The sequence below is a fragment of the Streptomyces sp. HUAS 31 genome, from assembly GCF_028198125.1.
GTDB classification, from domain to species: Bacteria; Actinomycetota; Actinomycetes; order Streptomycetales; family Streptomycetaceae; genus Streptomyces; species Streptomyces chartreusis.
The window spans coordinates 8,055,779-8,070,042 of record NZ_CP116353.1; the positions used below are offsets into that span (position 1 = coordinate 8,055,779).

Annotated in this window: 12 protein-coding genes; 6 read left to right on the forward strand and 6 right to left on the reverse strand. The window is 73.2% G+C overall.

Translation table 11 applies throughout. The features are described from left to right. Positions 1 to 7: 7 nt before the first annotated feature. From PGH47_RS35645 to PGH47_RS35655, 3 genes are all read right to left on the reverse strand, one after another. On the reverse strand, positions 8 to 1,243 hold the full coding sequence (locus PGH47_RS35645) for a serine hydrolase domain-containing protein (protein WP_271666842.1): 1,236 nt from the start codon (positions 1,241 to 1,243) through the stop codon (positions 8 to 10). A 65-nt stretch (positions 1,244 to 1,308) separates the two neighbouring features. Continuing rightward, complete coding sequence (locus PGH47_RS35650; RefSeq protein WP_271666843.1) at positions 1,309 to 2,658, reverse strand: MFS transporter; 1,350 nt, start codon at positions 2,656 to 2,658, stop codon at positions 1,309 to 1,311. Beyond that, entirely contained in the window at positions 2,655 to 3,254 is a 600-nt protein-coding gene (locus PGH47_RS35655; protein WP_271666844.1) for a TetR/AcrR family transcriptional regulator, read from the reverse strand. The genes PGH47_RS35650 and PGH47_RS35655 overlap by 4 nt, the downstream gene beginning before the upstream one ends. An 86-nt stretch (positions 3,255 to 3,340) precedes the next feature. Here PGH47_RS35655 and PGH47_RS35660 point away from each other — a divergent pair, with 86 nt between their 5' ends. Further along, positions 3,341 to 3,784 carry a PPOX class F420-dependent oxidoreductase gene (locus PGH47_RS35660; protein WP_093747928.1) on the forward strand — a complete coding sequence of 148 codons (444 nt, stop codon included), beginning with the start codon at positions 3,341 to 3,343 and terminating at the stop codon, positions 3,782 to 3,784. A gap of 101 nt (positions 3,785 to 3,885) precedes the next feature. After that, positions 3,886 to 4,296: a VOC family protein gene (locus PGH47_RS35665; RefSeq protein WP_271666845.1), complete on the forward strand. Its 411-nt coding sequence runs from the start codon at positions 3,886 to 3,888 to the stop codon at positions 4,294 to 4,296. Between the two features lie 4 nt (positions 4,297 to 4,300). Here the strand turns inward: PGH47_RS35665 and PGH47_RS35670 are convergent, their stop codons facing one another. The 3 genes from PGH47_RS35670 to PGH47_RS35680 all read right to left on the reverse strand — a co-directional run bounded on the left by PGH47_RS35670 (position 4,301) and on the right by PGH47_RS35680 (position 8,436). Further along, positions 4,301 to 5,467, reverse strand: coding sequence for a glycosyltransferase (locus PGH47_RS35670; RefSeq protein ID WP_271666846.1), 1,167 nt, complete (start codon positions 5,465 to 5,467; stop codon positions 4,301 to 4,303). Positions 5,468 to 5,593: 126 nt separating this feature from the next. After that, positions 5,594 to 6,970: a nucleotide sugar dehydrogenase gene (locus PGH47_RS35675; RefSeq protein WP_271666847.1), complete on the reverse strand. Its 1,377-nt coding sequence runs from the start codon at positions 6,968 to 6,970 to the stop codon at positions 5,594 to 5,596. A 5-nt stretch (positions 6,971 to 6,975) separates the two neighbouring features. Next, entirely contained in the window at positions 6,976 to 8,436 is a 1,461-nt protein-coding gene (locus PGH47_RS35680) for a glycosyltransferase family 4 protein (protein ID WP_271666848.1), read from the reverse strand. A gap of 73 nt (positions 8,437 to 8,509) precedes the next feature. Between PGH47_RS35680 and wecB the strand changes: the two genes are divergently transcribed. From wecB to PGH47_RS35700, 4 genes are read left to right on the forward strand one after another with little or no spacing between them, the layout of a single operon-like run. Next, positions 8,510 to 9,598 (forward strand): non-hydrolyzing UDP-N-acetylglucosamine 2-epimerase, encoded by a 1,089-nt coding sequence (gene wecB / locus PGH47_RS35685; protein ID WP_271666849.1) that lies wholly within the window; start codon positions 8,510 to 8,512, stop codon positions 9,596 to 9,598. Further along, positions 9,591 to 10,238 carry a class I SAM-dependent methyltransferase gene (locus tag PGH47_RS35690; RefSeq protein WP_271666850.1) on the forward strand — a complete coding sequence of 216 codons (648 nt, stop codon included), beginning with the start codon at positions 9,591 to 9,593 and terminating at the stop codon, positions 10,236 to 10,238. Before wecB ends, PGH47_RS35690 begins: the two co-directional genes overlap by 8 nt. Then, positions 10,238 to 12,046 carry a hypothetical protein gene (locus PGH47_RS35695; protein ID WP_271666851.1) on the forward strand — a complete coding sequence of 603 codons (1,809 nt, stop codon included), beginning with the start codon at positions 10,238 to 10,240 and terminating at the stop codon, positions 12,044 to 12,046. Before PGH47_RS35690 ends, PGH47_RS35695 begins: the two co-directional genes overlap by 1 nt. Beyond that, positions 12,043 to 14,226, forward strand: coding sequence for a glycosyltransferase (locus PGH47_RS35700; RefSeq protein WP_271666852.1), 2,184 nt, complete (start codon positions 12,043 to 12,045; stop codon positions 14,224 to 14,226). Before PGH47_RS35695 ends, PGH47_RS35700 begins: the two co-directional genes overlap by 4 nt. Positions 14,227 to 14,264 lie beyond the last annotated feature (38 nt).

The window sequence follows — 14,264 nt, forward strand, 5'->3', positions numbered from 1 at the left end:
GGCGGGGTCAGCCCCGCGTCACGGCCTCGTGCACGAGCCGCTTGAGGTCCTGGAACATCGTGTGCGAGGTCTTGGGCCGCACCTGCGTCATGAACTGCACCGTCAGGTCGTGGCGCGGGTCGACCCAGAACGTGGTCGTCGCCACCCCGCTCCAGCCGTAGGCGCCGAGCACGGTCGGGGCCTTCGTGCGGGACGGGTCGATCACGACGGAGACGCCCAGACCAAAACCCATGCCGTCGTTGCCGGCCTCGTCATGGGCGGGACGGCTGCCGAAGGCGCGCAGGTCGGCGCCGCCCGGGAGTTGGTTGGACGTCATCAGGTCCACCGTCCCGGGCGCCAGCAGCCGGGTGCCGTCGAGTTCGCCGCGACGGCGCAGCAACTCCATGAAGCGATGGACGTCGTGCGCGGAGGCCGCAAGACCGCCGCTGCCGGACAGGAAGCGGGGGCGGCCGCCACGCAGCGGGAGACCAGGGATCGGCTCGATGCCGCCGTCCTCGGTCTCGCCGTACAACTCGGCCAGCCGGACCGCCTGTTCGTCGCTCACACAGAACCCGGCGTCGGTCATCCCGAGCGGGCCGCAGATCCGCTCGGCGAAGAACTCGTCCAGCGGCTGCCCCGACACCACCTCGATGACGCGGCCCAGGACGTTGGTGGCGACCGAGTAGTTCCACTGCGTGCCCGGCTCGAACTGGAGCGGCAGACGCGCGTACACGTCGACCGTGCCCGCCAGGTCGGAGCCCGGCAGCACGGCCGAGTCCAGGTTGGCGTCGCGGTACAGCGCGTCGACGGGGTGCGTGCGATAGAACGCGAAGGTCAGCCCGGCGGTGTGGGTCATCAGATGCCGGACGGTTATCGGCCCGTCGGCGGGGCGCGTCACCATGTCGGCGCCGGATCCGCCGACGTACACCCGGGGCTCGGCGAAGCCCGGCAGATGGCGGGCCACCGGGTCGTCGAGCGACAGCTTGCCCTCCTCCATCAGCAGCAGCGCCGCGACCGAGGTGACCGGCTTGGTCATGGAGTAGATCCGCCACAGCGTGTCGGCCTCGACGGGCAGCCCGGCCGCGAGGTCACGGTGGCCGTGCGTGGTGAGGTGGGCGACGCGTCCACCGCGGGCGACGGCCACCAGATAGCCGGGCAGCCGCCCCTCGTCGACGTAGTGGGCGAAGTACTGGTCGAGGCGGTCCAGCGCCTTCGGGTCCAGCCCGACCTCACCCGGGTCGACCTCTTGTGTCAGCAGTGCCATCGCTCTCCTCCGATACGTACGACGAGGGTGCGCTCCGGCATACCCCGCGGGAACGGCCTCTGACCTCATCGTTGCGCAGGAACACGTGTACGGTCCTTCGAATCGCCATGATCGTTCACGGCCGCCTCCCGCCGCCCCGGCAGCGCACGGCCCAGTGCCGCGCCGGCCAGGGCGAGAGCGGCGAGGACACCCAGCGGCAGCCCCGGGCCGTCGCCGGTGCCCAGGAGTGCGGTCGCGACGGCGACGCCCAGCACCGGTCCGACGTTCATCGCGGTCTGCTGGAGCCCGCCCGCGACCCCGGCCGACTCGACGGGCGCCTCCCGTACGACGACATGCGTGGCCGCCACCATCACCGTGCCGAAACCGGCCCCCACCAGCGCGAACGCCGTGCACAGCAGCGGCATCGCCGGCGTGCGGGACAGGACGAGGATCCCGAGCGCGAGGAGTGTCATCGCCGCCGCGGTCGTACGCCGGGCACCGACCCGGCGCAGCAGCACCGCGCACGTCGGCGCCGCCGCCACCATCAGCGCGGCCAGCGGCAGGCTGACCAGGGCGCTGTGGAACGGGTCCAGACCGAGGGTGTCCTGCAGCAGGAACGTGCCCGCGAACAGCGCGCCGGACAGCGCCGCCGAAGCGGCCACCAGCATGCCCAGCGCCGAGCCGACCGCCGTGGACCCGATCACGCTCGGGGGCAGCAACGGGCTCGCGGTGCGCCGCTCGTGCCGCACGAACGCGGCACCGGTGACGGCGGCCGTCGAGGCGGTCCAGACCCAGCCCGGCATCGCCACGAGGGCGTGCACCAGGCAAGCCAGGGTGAGCGCGAGCAGGAGGGCGCCGGGCACGTCGAGCCGGGCAGGGGAGGCCGTGCGCGGAGGCCGTACGGTGAGGGCGAGCGTGCCGAGGACCAGAGCCGGGACGACGTTCAGCAGGAACACCACCCGCCAGCCGGGACCCGCCACCAGCGCGCCGCCCAGCAGCGGCCCGACGGCGGCCGACACACCGATCGCCGCCGTCCGTACGGCGATCGGCGTCCGCAGCCGGTCGGGCGGGAACGCCGCCCGCAGCATCCCGAGCGTGGCCGGTTGCAGCAGCGCCCCGAACACCCCCTGCACGACCCGCAGTCCGATCACCCATCCGATGCCGGGCGCGAACGCGATGCCCGCCGAGGCCGCTCCGAAGCCGAGCATGCCGATGCCGAAGAGACGGTGGTGGCCATGCCCGTCGCCGAGGCGCCCGGCGAACACCAACAGGCTCGCCACCGCGATCAGATAGCCGGTGCTGGTCCACTGGACCTGGGCGAAGGAGGCGCCCAGGTCGCGCTGGAGGCTGGGCTGGGCCACGGTCAGCACGGTGCCGTCGAACGCGACGATGACCGCTCCGACGACGCTGCTCGCGAGGGTGAGACGCGGGTTCACACGTCCTCCGGACCGAGGTGGGCGTCCAGGACCGCGCTCAGCAGGGGTGCGAAGTCATCGACCCCCGTGGCGAGTTGGAGGCTGCCCCAGCCCCACAGCTGGGCGATGCCGTGCAGCCCCGCCCACACTGTGCCCGCGACGAGACGCGCGTCGGCGTCGGGACGCACTCGGCCGACCAGCTCCACCAGGCGGCCGAAGAGCGGAAGGCTGGTGTCCCGCAGCCCCAAGTGCCCGCTCTCCAGCAGATCGTGACGGAACATCAGTTCGTACATCCCGCGATTGCCGAGCGCGAACTCCAGATACGCCCGCCCCAACTCGGTCAGCTGTGCCCGCGGGGGTGCGCCACCGTCCCCGACCGCAGCCGTCGCCCGCGCCCCCAGCTCGTCGAAGCCGCGGCGTGCGATGGCCGACAGAAGCTCCAGATGGGTGGGGAAATAGCGGCGGGGCGCGCCGTGCGAGACGCCGGCGCGGCGGGCGATCTCCCGCAGCGTGAGCGCCTGGACGCCTTCCTGCGCCACGAGCTCCACGCCTACGTCGACCAGCCGTGCCCGCAGCCCCATGTCCATGTCCGTGCCCGTTGCTCGCGATGGTTCCATAGACACTGTCTACCATGATCTAGTAGACAGTGTCTACGCAGGGCTTCGCGGGAATGAACGGGCCGCCCGCCAGGGTTGATGCAGACATGACTCAGGACGCCACCCACAACGCACTGCTCGCGCTCCTCGCCGAGAGCCACGGCGGGGTGCTGGTCACCCTGAAGCGCGACGGCCGCCCGCAGCTGTCGAACGTGAGCCACGCCTACTACCCCGACGAGCGGATCATCCGCGTCTCGATCACCGACGACCGCGCCAAGACCCGCAATCTGCGCCGCGACCCGAGGGCGTCGTACCACGTCACGACCCCCGACCGATGGGCGTACGCGGTCGCCGAGGGCACCGCCGACCTGGCACCCGTCGCACAGGACCCCTACGACGAGACGGTCGAGGAACTCGTCCGCCTCTACCGGGACGTACAGGGGGAGCACCCCGACTGGGAGGACTTCCGGGCCGCGATGGTCCGGGACCGGCGGCTCGTGCTGCGCCTGCACGTCGAGCGGGCGTACGGCATGCCGAGGAGCGGGGCCTAGGGCGCAGGTCGCAGGGCCGACGACCGATGGTCCCGGCGTGCGCGAGCCGCCTACGCTGCCGGTGGATCAACGCCGCCCAGCTCAGCACACGGAGGGTCACCATGCCGGTCGACGGCCGCAGCCACATCCGGATCGCCCGCCCGTCCCGGGACCTCGCCGCGGCGGAGCGCTTCTGGACCGACGGGCTCGGACTCGGTGTCGTATGGCGGGCGGTCGGCGGCCCGGAACCGGGTGAGCACGACCTGCTGATGCTCGGCTGGCCGGACGCCGACTGGCATCTGGAGCTGGTGCACGAGCCCGCCCGTCCCGTCGAGCCCCGGCCGACGGAGGAGGACCTCCTCGTCGTCTACCTCGACGGCCTGGTGCCGGACGACCTGGTCGCCCGGCTGGAGGAGCACGGCGGCAAGCGGGTCCCGTCGCCCAACCCGTACTGGAACCAGTGGGGCGTCACGATCGAGGACCCCGACGGCTACCGGCTCGTGCTGTGCCGACGGGGTTGGTCCAACGCCTAGGAGTTCAGACCGTCGGGGCCCGGTCTCCGGCGAACGGGACGGCGGGGCCTTCGTCCCCGGCCGCGGACGCCTCCTTCACCCAGGACTCCAGGCACATCACGAACTCGGTTGCCGCGTCGGCCCAGTTGAGGTCGGACCGTGCCGCCTCCCAGCCCCGGGCCGCCGCCCGGCGGCGCATGACCCGGTCGCTGCGCAGATGCCGTACGGCCATGGCGGCCGTGGCCGGATCCTCGTAGGGGACGACGAGGCCGCAGCCGTAGCGCTCGACCAGCTCCGCCGAGAGCGGCGTGGGAGTGGTGACCACGGGGACGCCGTGCGCCATGTACTCCACGGCCTTGGTGGGCCGTGAATGCCGGTAGTTGGGCTGGTCCCGCAGCAGGGAGAGGCCGGCCAGGCTACCCGGGAGCAGGCCGAGGGCACGGTCGTTGGGCAGGTAGCCGTGCCAGCGCAGCACGCCGTCCCGGTCGGCCTCGGTGAGCGCGCCCCGGATGTCGGGGTCGGCCGCGCCGATCACCTCGACCCGGATGTCGGGCGCCAGCAGCCGGGCCGTCTCGATCAGTTCGGGTGCGCCACGCGCCCGCGACAGATGGCCGAGGTAGACGACCCGGTCGTCGCCCGGCGGCTCGGGCGGCTCCGGCGGCACCGTCGCCAGGTTGGCCACGACTGGGTGCGTCCGGCGGAAGCGCCGTTGGTAGGCGTCCTCGGCGAGGAGCAGCCGCAGATGCCGCTCCGCCGTCCGCTCCGCCGCCCGTACGGCCAGCCGCAGCGGCGGTCGCAGCGGCCGGGGCAGCCAGCGTTTCATCACCAGTGCCGCCGCGGTGTCCTCGTGCACGTCCCACACGGTGACCGGGACATGCCCGGCGCGCCGCCAGCGGCGCATCGTGCCGGGCAGGGTGAGCAGGAGCTCCGGGTCGTGCAGCAGGACCACGTCCGCCTGCGGCCCGCGCTCGGCGAGCAGGGTGCGTGCCGCGCGCAGGGCCGCCCGGCGGTCCCGGCCGGCGGCCCGGGGCAGGTCGACGCCCTCGACGTTCGGCCGCGGCGACGTCCGCCGGGCCGCGAAGGGGGCGGCGTACACGATCCGGTGGCCGTGCTCGTGCAGGGCGGCGATCTCCCGGTGCAGGATCCGCGCGTCCTCGGGATGGTGGACGACGGTCACGACGAGTATCCGCATCAGAGCACGCACCTTTCGACTGCCCCGAGAACCACGGACCCGGCAACGACGGATCCGAGAACGACGGACCGGCCGGCGACGGACCCGACCGGGGCCCGCGCCGGCCGGATCGGAGAGTTCAGGCGGTCACAGCACCTCGACCCCGGGCCGGAAGATCCGGCCGCGCGTGTCGAACAGCAGCCGGGCCGCGTCGCCCAGGGCCGGCAGGTCGTAGGCCGAGTGATCCTGGAGCAGGACCGTCAGGTCGTGCTCGCGCGCCGCCGCCATCACGTCGGTGACGCGCGGGACGTTCACCCCGTCCACGGACCACAGCCGCACATGCGGATCGTGGAAGGAGATCTCGGCCTCCCGCTCCCGCAGCAGCCTCGCCACCGGCAGTGCCGGCGACTCCCGCTGGTCCGCCACGTCCGGCTTGTAGGTGACGCCGAGCAGCAGCACCCGCGACCCGTGCAGCGGCCGGCCGGCGTGGTTGAGGAGGTCCTGGGCGCGACGCACCACGTACTCCGGCATCCGCCGGTTGATCTCCTGGGCGAGCTCCACGAACCGGAACTCGTAGCCGAGGGACGAACGCACCTTGTACGACAGGTAGTTGGGGTCGATCGGGATGCAGTGCCCGCCGACGCCAGGGGAGGGCCGGAACGCCTGGAAACCGAACGGCTTGGTGCCGGCGCAGCGGATCGCGTCCCACAGGTCGACGTGCAACTCGTGGCTGATCACGGCCAGTTCGTTGACCAGCGCGATGTTCACATGCCGGTAGGTGTTCTCCAGCAGCTTGGCCATCTCGGCCTCGCGGGTGCCCTTCGCCTGGACGACGGTGTCGACGAGCTTGCCGTAGAAGGCGACCGCGCGGGCCGCGCACGAAGGCGTGCAGCCGCCGACCACCTTGGGCGTGGTGCGCAGGCCGTGGGCGGTGTTGCCGGGGTCGATCCGCTCCGGCGAGAACGCCAGCGCGAAATCCGCTCCGGCCCGCAGCCCCGACTCCTCCAGGAGCGGCCGTACGACCTCCTCGGTGGTCCCGGGATAGGTGGTCGACTCCAGCACCACCAGTTGCCCGGGCCGCAGTCGCCCGGCCACCGTCCTAGTGGCCGCGGTGACCGCGCCGAGGTCGGGTCCGCCGTCCTTGCCGAGCGGTGTCGGCACACAGATGACGATCGCCTGCGCACGGGCCAGACACTTCTCGTCCGTGGATGCGAGGAACCCGGCCGCCAGCATCCGGCGGACGTCCTCGTCGGAGACGTCGTCGACATGGGAGTGCCCGGTGTTGAGCGCCTCCACGACCCTGGGGTCGCGGTCCAGGCCCAGGACCCTCAGGCCGATCGACGCCGCCTCACGCGCGAGCGGCAGTCCGACGTAGCCGAGCCCGATCACCGCGAGGTCCACCTGGTCGGGCGGGTCCGTCTCGCCGAGCGGCGTGCCCTGCGTGAGTGCGCTCCCAGGGAGCGGTTGTCTTTCCCCGGGCGGTTCGCCCGCTTCCCCGAGCGGTCCGGTCTGTTCGGCCTGCATAGGGATCACCCCGCATCAAGGCTGCCAAGGGCGCGGTACGCCTCACGGGTTGTGGCGGCGGCCCGCTTCCAGGTGCGGTCACGCGCGACTCTCGCGCGGGCGGCTGCTCCCCACTCAGCACGCCGATTTCGACTGTAAAGGAGTATTTCAAGCTCATCAGCCCAGGAATGTGTTGATTCAGTCCGGATTAGCCTCCCGTTAACCTCCGGTTCGACCAGTTCTCCGAGCGCGGGGAGATCGCTCGCGAGCACGGGAACACCGCTCGCCATCGCCTCGACCGGCTTCAGCGGGGTCACCAGACGGCAGACGCGCTCGTCGGTCCGCGGCACCGCGAACACATCCAACACGGCGTAGAAATCCCGGACTTGGGTGTGCGGCACCCGGCCAGTGAACAGCACGGTCCCGTCGTCCAGGCCGAGCCGGGCGGCCAGCCGCTCAAGCGCCGGGCGCTGCGGACCGTCCCCGACGATCAGCAGCCGCAGCGGCACGCCGCGCCGGCGCAGCTCTTCACCCGCATGGAGCAATGTGCCGATGCCCTCGTGCGGGGCGAGGGTGCCGACGGTGCCGACGACGAACTCCTCCGGCGCGATGCCGAGCCGGGCCCGCACGGGCGCCCCGTCCGGCGGCGGAGCGAGGAACGCGTCGTCCACGGCGTTGGGCACGATCAGCACCCGTTCCCCGGGTACACCGCGGCCCACGATCTCGGCCTTCATCGCCTCACCCAGCGTCAGCACCAGATCGGCCTCGCGCATGCACCGCGTCTCCAGGGCGCGGCGCGTCCGGTACGTCTCGTCGTCCCTGCTGCGGCCCGGCGCCTGCGTCAGCCACGTCTCCTCCAGGAAGCCCCGCACCTCGTAGACCACCGGGAGCCCGTAGGTCTCCCGCAGGGCGAGCGCCACCCGCCCGTTGCCGTGGTCGCTCGCGGCGTGCAGCACGGCGGGCCGCAGCCGATCCACCAGGCGGGCGGCCAGCTCGGCGTTGAGTGCGAGCGAGGCGGCCTGGCCGTACGGCAGCCATGGCGGCAGCAGCCGGTGCTGCGGCACCCCGCCCACCTGCTGCTTGGGGCGGGCGTCCAGCACCCCGCCCGTCACGGGGAAGCCGATCCGGGTCACCACATGCGGGTCGAGCCCGGCCGCGAGCTGGGCCTCGGCGAGCTTCTGGGTGCGCACGGTGTAGCCGGCGTGCCGGAACGGCAGCCCGTTGGTGACCAGATGGAGCACCCGGCCGGGGACGGGGCGGTACGGCAGGCCGTACGGCGCGGGCACCCGAGCGGCGGAAGGCACCGCGGCCGGCCCCGCGGCGCGGGCGCGCACGGCCAGCCGCCGTTCGAGCGGCCCCAGCCGCCGCCGGACGGGCCCCGGCAACAGGCGTACGCCGAGCAGCACGGCCCGCAGCGGATCCTGACGCAGTTCGCCAACTGCCACCGAGGCCGCCAGACTGAGGGCAAGCAGGACTTTACGGGACATATCGCCAAGATATTCCCCAACGTCGAGCTACGGCCCGCCAACAGCCGCCGTCCCCACGGCACCGGAGGCAACCATGAACGGCTGCGTACTCCATGTGGTCGGCACCCGGCCGAACTTCGTCAAGGCCGCGCCGGTCGTCGCCGCTCTCGGCGCCGCGGGCTGCGAGCAGGTGCTCGTCCACACCGGACAGCACTACGACGAGCGGATGTCGGACATCTTCTTCCGGCAACTCGGCCTGCCCCGTCCCGACACCGACCTCGGTGTCGGCTCCGGCAGCCACGCCCGGCAGACCGCCGACCTCCTTCTCGCCCTGGAGGGCGAACTGACCGCCCGGGCCCCCGCCCTCGTCACCGTCTACGGCGACGTCAACTCGACGCTGGCCGCCGCGCTGGCCGCCGCCAAACTGGGCATCCCCGTGGCCCATGTGGAGGCCGGTCTGCGCAGCTTCGACATGACGATGCCGGAGGAGGTCAACCGGCGCCTGGTCGACCAGCTCGCCCGGCTGCTGTTCGCCACCAGCCCCGAGGCCGTCGGCCACCTCGCCCGCGAGGGCGTCGACACCGACCGTGTGCACCTCGTCGGCAACCCGATGATCGACACCCTGCTCACCCATCTGGAGCAGTTCGACGCCGCGAGCGCCCGCACCGCCCACGCACTGCCCGAGCGCTACGGCGTCGTCACCCTGCACCGGCCCGCCAACGTCGACGACCCGGAGGCCGCCGCGACCGCCGCCCGCGTGCTGACCGAGGCCGCCCGCCACCTCGACCTGGTCGTCCCGCTGCACCCGCGCGGCCGGGCCGCGCTGCGGGCGGCCGGACTCGCCGACGCACCCGGCATCCACCTCCTCGACCCGCTCGGCTACGTCGAGTTCATGAGCCTGGTGCGCGGAGCCGCCGCCGTGATCACCGACTCCGGCGGTGTGCAGGAGGAGACGACCGTCCTGGGCGTCCCGTGCCTGACCCTGCGCACCACCACCGAACGCCCGGTCACCGTCACCCACGGCACCAACCGGCTCGTCACGCACGGGGAACTGGTCCCCGCGCTGCGCAAGCTGCTGGACGGCGGCGGAGCGGTGCCCATCGAGGGACCGCCGCTGTGGGACGGCCGGGCCGGCACCCGGATCGCCGGCGTGATCACCGGGTGGCTGGAGCGCCATGGCTGACGGGACGACGACGCGGGACGGCACACGGACGTACTGGGAGGCCCGCCACGCCGACCACGACGACCTCGCCTCCGGCGGGCACATCGGGCTCGATAGCCCCGGCAACGAACTCTTCTACGCCCAGCGGCTCGGCACGCTCCTCTCCCTCGTCGGCGACCTGTCCAGCCCCGCCGCCCCGCTGTTCGTGCTGGACGCCGGCTGCGGCAAGGGGTACTTCGCCCGCGCCCTGGCCCGTTGCGGCCACCGGGTCGACGCCTTCGACGCCAGCGGGACCGCCGTCGACCACGCCCGCGCCGAGGGCGGCGGCCCGCGCTACGCCGTCGCCGCACTCGACGAGTGGCGGGGTCCCTGGCCGTACGACATCGTCGTCTGCGTGGACGTCCTGTTCCACGTCCTCGACGACGAGGAATGGGCGGCGGGGCTGCGCAACCTCGCCTCCCTCGTCCGCGTCGCCGGCCGGCTGATCGTCACCGACGAGGACACCGGCCGCCGCACGCCCCGCGGTGCGCACATCGTGCACCGCCCGCTCACCGCCTACCGCGCCGAACTCGAGCCGCTCGGCCTGCGGCACACCCTCTCCAGGCCGTACGGCTTCCGGGAGAACCGGGTCGGCTTCCACGTCTTCACGAGGACCCGCTGATGCGCCTGACCGACCTGCTCCATCCGCACCTCGACACCGTCACGACGGTGGTCGACGCGACCGGCGGCGGACTGCGGCTGGAGCCCTACCTGCATCTGCCGCCCGGTGTCGACCTGCGCGACGACGACGAACGCCCCGTCACCGAGGGCGAGTTGGCCCTCCTCTCCTACGGACCCCAAGGCGGGCGGCACGGCGGCGAGGACGCCCTGCGCGCCGTACTGGCCCGGATGCGGCCCGGATCGCGAGGACTGATCGTCTTCGGACACGGCGGATCCGAGCTGCCCTACCACCGGCTCCTGGACGATCTGGTCGGCCACCGCTGCCAGGTCCTGCGCGCCGCACCCCTCGACTACGTCCATCTGCACGCGGGCGCGGTCATCGCCCGCACCGACGAACTCCTGCCACCGCACGACTTCTTCGGCCGGCCCGTCCCCTCCGACGGCTACGCCACCGCGCTGCGGATCGCCGACGAGTACGTCTTCGCCGACCTCGCCTCCCGGTCCCTGCGGGCCCGGGTGATCGACCTCGAAACCGCCGCCGAGGACGCGGAACGCACCCGGCGGGCGGTCGGGCAGGACGCGCTCGCCGACCGGCTCGCCGCCGCCGTACGGGAGAAGGAGCAGCTCGCCGGCGCACTCAGAGCCGCCCGGGACCGGGTCGACGTCCTTCAGGCGCGGGTGGCCATGCTGGAGGGCTCGACCTCGCTGCGGGTCGGCAAGGCACTGGTGAGCGCCGCGCGTTCACCGAAACGGGGCGCGGCAAGACTGCCCGGGGAGCTGTACGGACTGTGGCGCGGGCGCCGGAGCACCGCCGGCCGGGCGGCCGACGGAGCGAAGAAGGCACAGGCCGAGCCGGAGGCACCGCTGGACGACCGGTTCCACCTCGTCCATCGTGCCCTGACAGCGGCGCCCCGCGACCGCCTCGTCGTCGCCGGGGTGCTCACCCCCGAGACCGCCGAGGACTTCGCGGCGGACGTCGTCGTCAACCCGCTGCTGCCGCACGACGGACGACTCCTCGTGCAGCGCACCGACCCCGACGTGCTCGTCGTACAGCTCAGCGCCTGCACCGGCGACGGACCCTGGTGGCTCACCGGCACCGGACTCGCCCCCGACCTGGACCGCACCCTCGCCGAACTGCTCGCCGAACAGCGGGCGCTGGGCCGGAAGTCCGTGCTGTGGCGGGACGGCCCCGCCTCCGCCGCGCCCGGCCTCACCCGGCTCGCCTGGGACGCCGTCCTCGACGCCGACACCGGCGTACGGCTCACCCGGCTCGACCCGGCTGCCGAGGGCAGGGAACGGCTGCGCGAGATCTTCCGAACCGACAGCACCCGGGTACGGCTGTCGCAGCTCGCACGGCTCGCCGGGGCCCCGGACCCGCTGGACGAACGGCGCGTCGCCGTGCTCGCCGCGCCCCGGGGCCGTACCGAAGTCGCCCGGCTCGTCGGCCAGGTGCTCGGCCAGCTGCACCGGCCGGACGAGGTCGTCGTACCCGACACGGAGGGCCTCGACGAACTCACCGCCGCCGGAGTGACGGTACGCCGCGGCCGGCCCCTGGCGCCCTGGGTCGCCGACTGGACGGACCTCACCGAGGACCGGCCCGACACCCTGCTGCTCGACCTGATGTGCGCCCAGGAGTACTCCGGCGCCGACGCGGTGGGCCATACGCCGACCGCCGACGACTACGTCTTCGTACCGTCGCTGCGGCCGCTGCTGGTACGCCGGCCGCTGCACCTGTCCGGCACGGAGCCCGGCAGTTGGGCGGGCCGGGGACACCGACTGTTCGCCGTGCGCGGGAAGGAGCCGTCATGAGCCGTACCCTGCGGGCGCTCGTCTACGGCGACGTCGACCTCAATCTCATCGACGGGTCCGCCGTCTGGGCCCAGTCGACGGTGCAGGCCCTGTCCCGGGCGGGCTGCGACAGCCGGCTCGTCCTCAAGGCCCCGGTCCGTACCGGCCGGTTGACCGATCCGCTGGCCGAGCTGCCCCGGGTCGGCCTGGTTTCACCGCACGAGGAGCGGCTGCTGCCGGGGCTCGCCGACCGGCCGATGTCGCCGGTGCAGGCCTCGCAGGTGCTAGCCCGGCTGGACGAGGACGAGCCCTGCGACCTGCTGGTGCTGCGGGGCCGGCGGCTGGTCACCCGGATCGTCGCCGACGGCCTGTTCGACGGGCGGATCTGGGCCTACCTCACCGACATCCCGCAGTCCGCCGCCGAGATGACCGAGGCGGCACGCTCCGACCTCGTCCGCATCGCCGAGGCCTCGCACCGACTGCTGTGCCAGACCGAGGAGTTGCGCTGCTTTCTGGAGACATGGGTGCCCGAGGCCTGCGGCAAGTGCGTGCTCAGCCCGCCCGCCGTGCCCGAGCCAGGCTTCCCGCTGCCGGACCGGGACGCGCCGCACGATCCCCTGCGGCTCGTCTACACCGGCAAGTTCGCACCCCGCTGGAACACCCTGCCCATGACCCGGCTCCCGCAGCTCCTCGCCGAACGCGGTGTCACCGCCGAACTGCACACCGTCGGCGACAAGATCCACGACGACCCGGGCCACCCCGACTTCCAGGCCGACATGGCACGCGCCCTGTCCGGCACCCCGGGTGTGCGCCACCACGGCGGACAGTCGCGCGAGGAGGCCATGCGCATCGCCGCGGACTGCGACGTCGGCCTCGGCTGGCGCGACCCGGTGCTCGACTCCAGCCTCGAGCTGTCCACCAAGGTCCTGGAGTTCGGCGCCCTCGGCCTGCCGGTGGTCCTCAACCGCACCCCGGCGCACGAGGCGCTGCTCGGCACCGACTATCCGCTGTTCGTGCCGGGACGCGCCGGACTCGACGACGCCGCAGACACGGTGGCCCGGGTCGCCCGCGAGCCGGAGTCACGGCGGCTCGCCGCCGACCGCTGCCGGGCCGCCGCCCGCGAGTACACCCTGGACGGGGCGTCCGCCCGCTGGCGCGCCCACCTCGACCGGGCCTTCCCCGCCGAGCCCGGCGGGGTGAGCGGCCGCCGCCGACCGCTGCGCGTAGGCGTCGCGGGCCACGACCTGAAGTTCCTCACCCGGCTGCTCGACCACTTCCGCTCGACGCCCGGACTGGAGGTACGCGTCGACGCCTGGCCGGCGCTAGCCCGCCACGACCCGGACGCCGGCCGGGAACTCGCCGACTGGGCGGACGTGGTGGTCGTGGAGTGGTGCGGCCCGGCCGCCGTCTGGTACAGCCGCCACAAGCGGCGCGGCAGCCGGCTGATCGTGCGGCTGCACCGCTTCGAACTGGACGCCGGCTGGCCCCGCCAGGTCGACATCGACGCCGTCGACCGAGTGGTGTGCGTCAGCCCGTACTACGCGCGGCGCACCCGCGAGCACACCGGCTGGCCCGCGTCGAAGGTCGTCGTCGTGCCCAACTGGGTCGACACCGACCAGCTCGACCGACCGAAGGCGCCCGGCGCCCACCACCGCCTCGGCATGATCGGCATCGCGCCCAGCCGCAAACGCCTCGATCTCGGCCTCGACGTGCTGGAGGCGCTGCGCGCCCGCGACCGGCGCTGGCATCTGTCGGTCAAGTCCAAGCCGCCGTGGGAGTACTGGTGGATCTGGAACAAGCCCGAGGAGCGTGAACACTACGAGAGCGTGCTGCGCCGGATGCAGACCTCGCCGCTGCTCGAAGGAGCCGTCGTCTTCGACACGTTCGGGCCGGACGTGGCGGGCTGGCTGCGCCGGGTCGGGCATGTGCTGTCCACCAGCGACGACGAGAGCTTCCATCTCGCGCCCGCCGAGGGGATGGCCTCCGGTGCGGTGCCCTCGCTGCTGCCCTGGCCCGGTGCGGACGAGATCTACGACCGGCGGTGGATCCACGACACCCCCGAGGCGATGGCGGAGGCGATCGCCGTGCTGGAGGAGGACGACTGGCAGGCGGCCGGCGAGCTGGCCCGGGTGCAGGTGAGGGAGGGGTTCTCGCTGGACCGGGTGGCCGAGACCTGGACGGAGCTGTTGTGCGCGCCGTGATGTGATCCGCGGGCCGGTGGGGGCCGATCGCGCAGTTC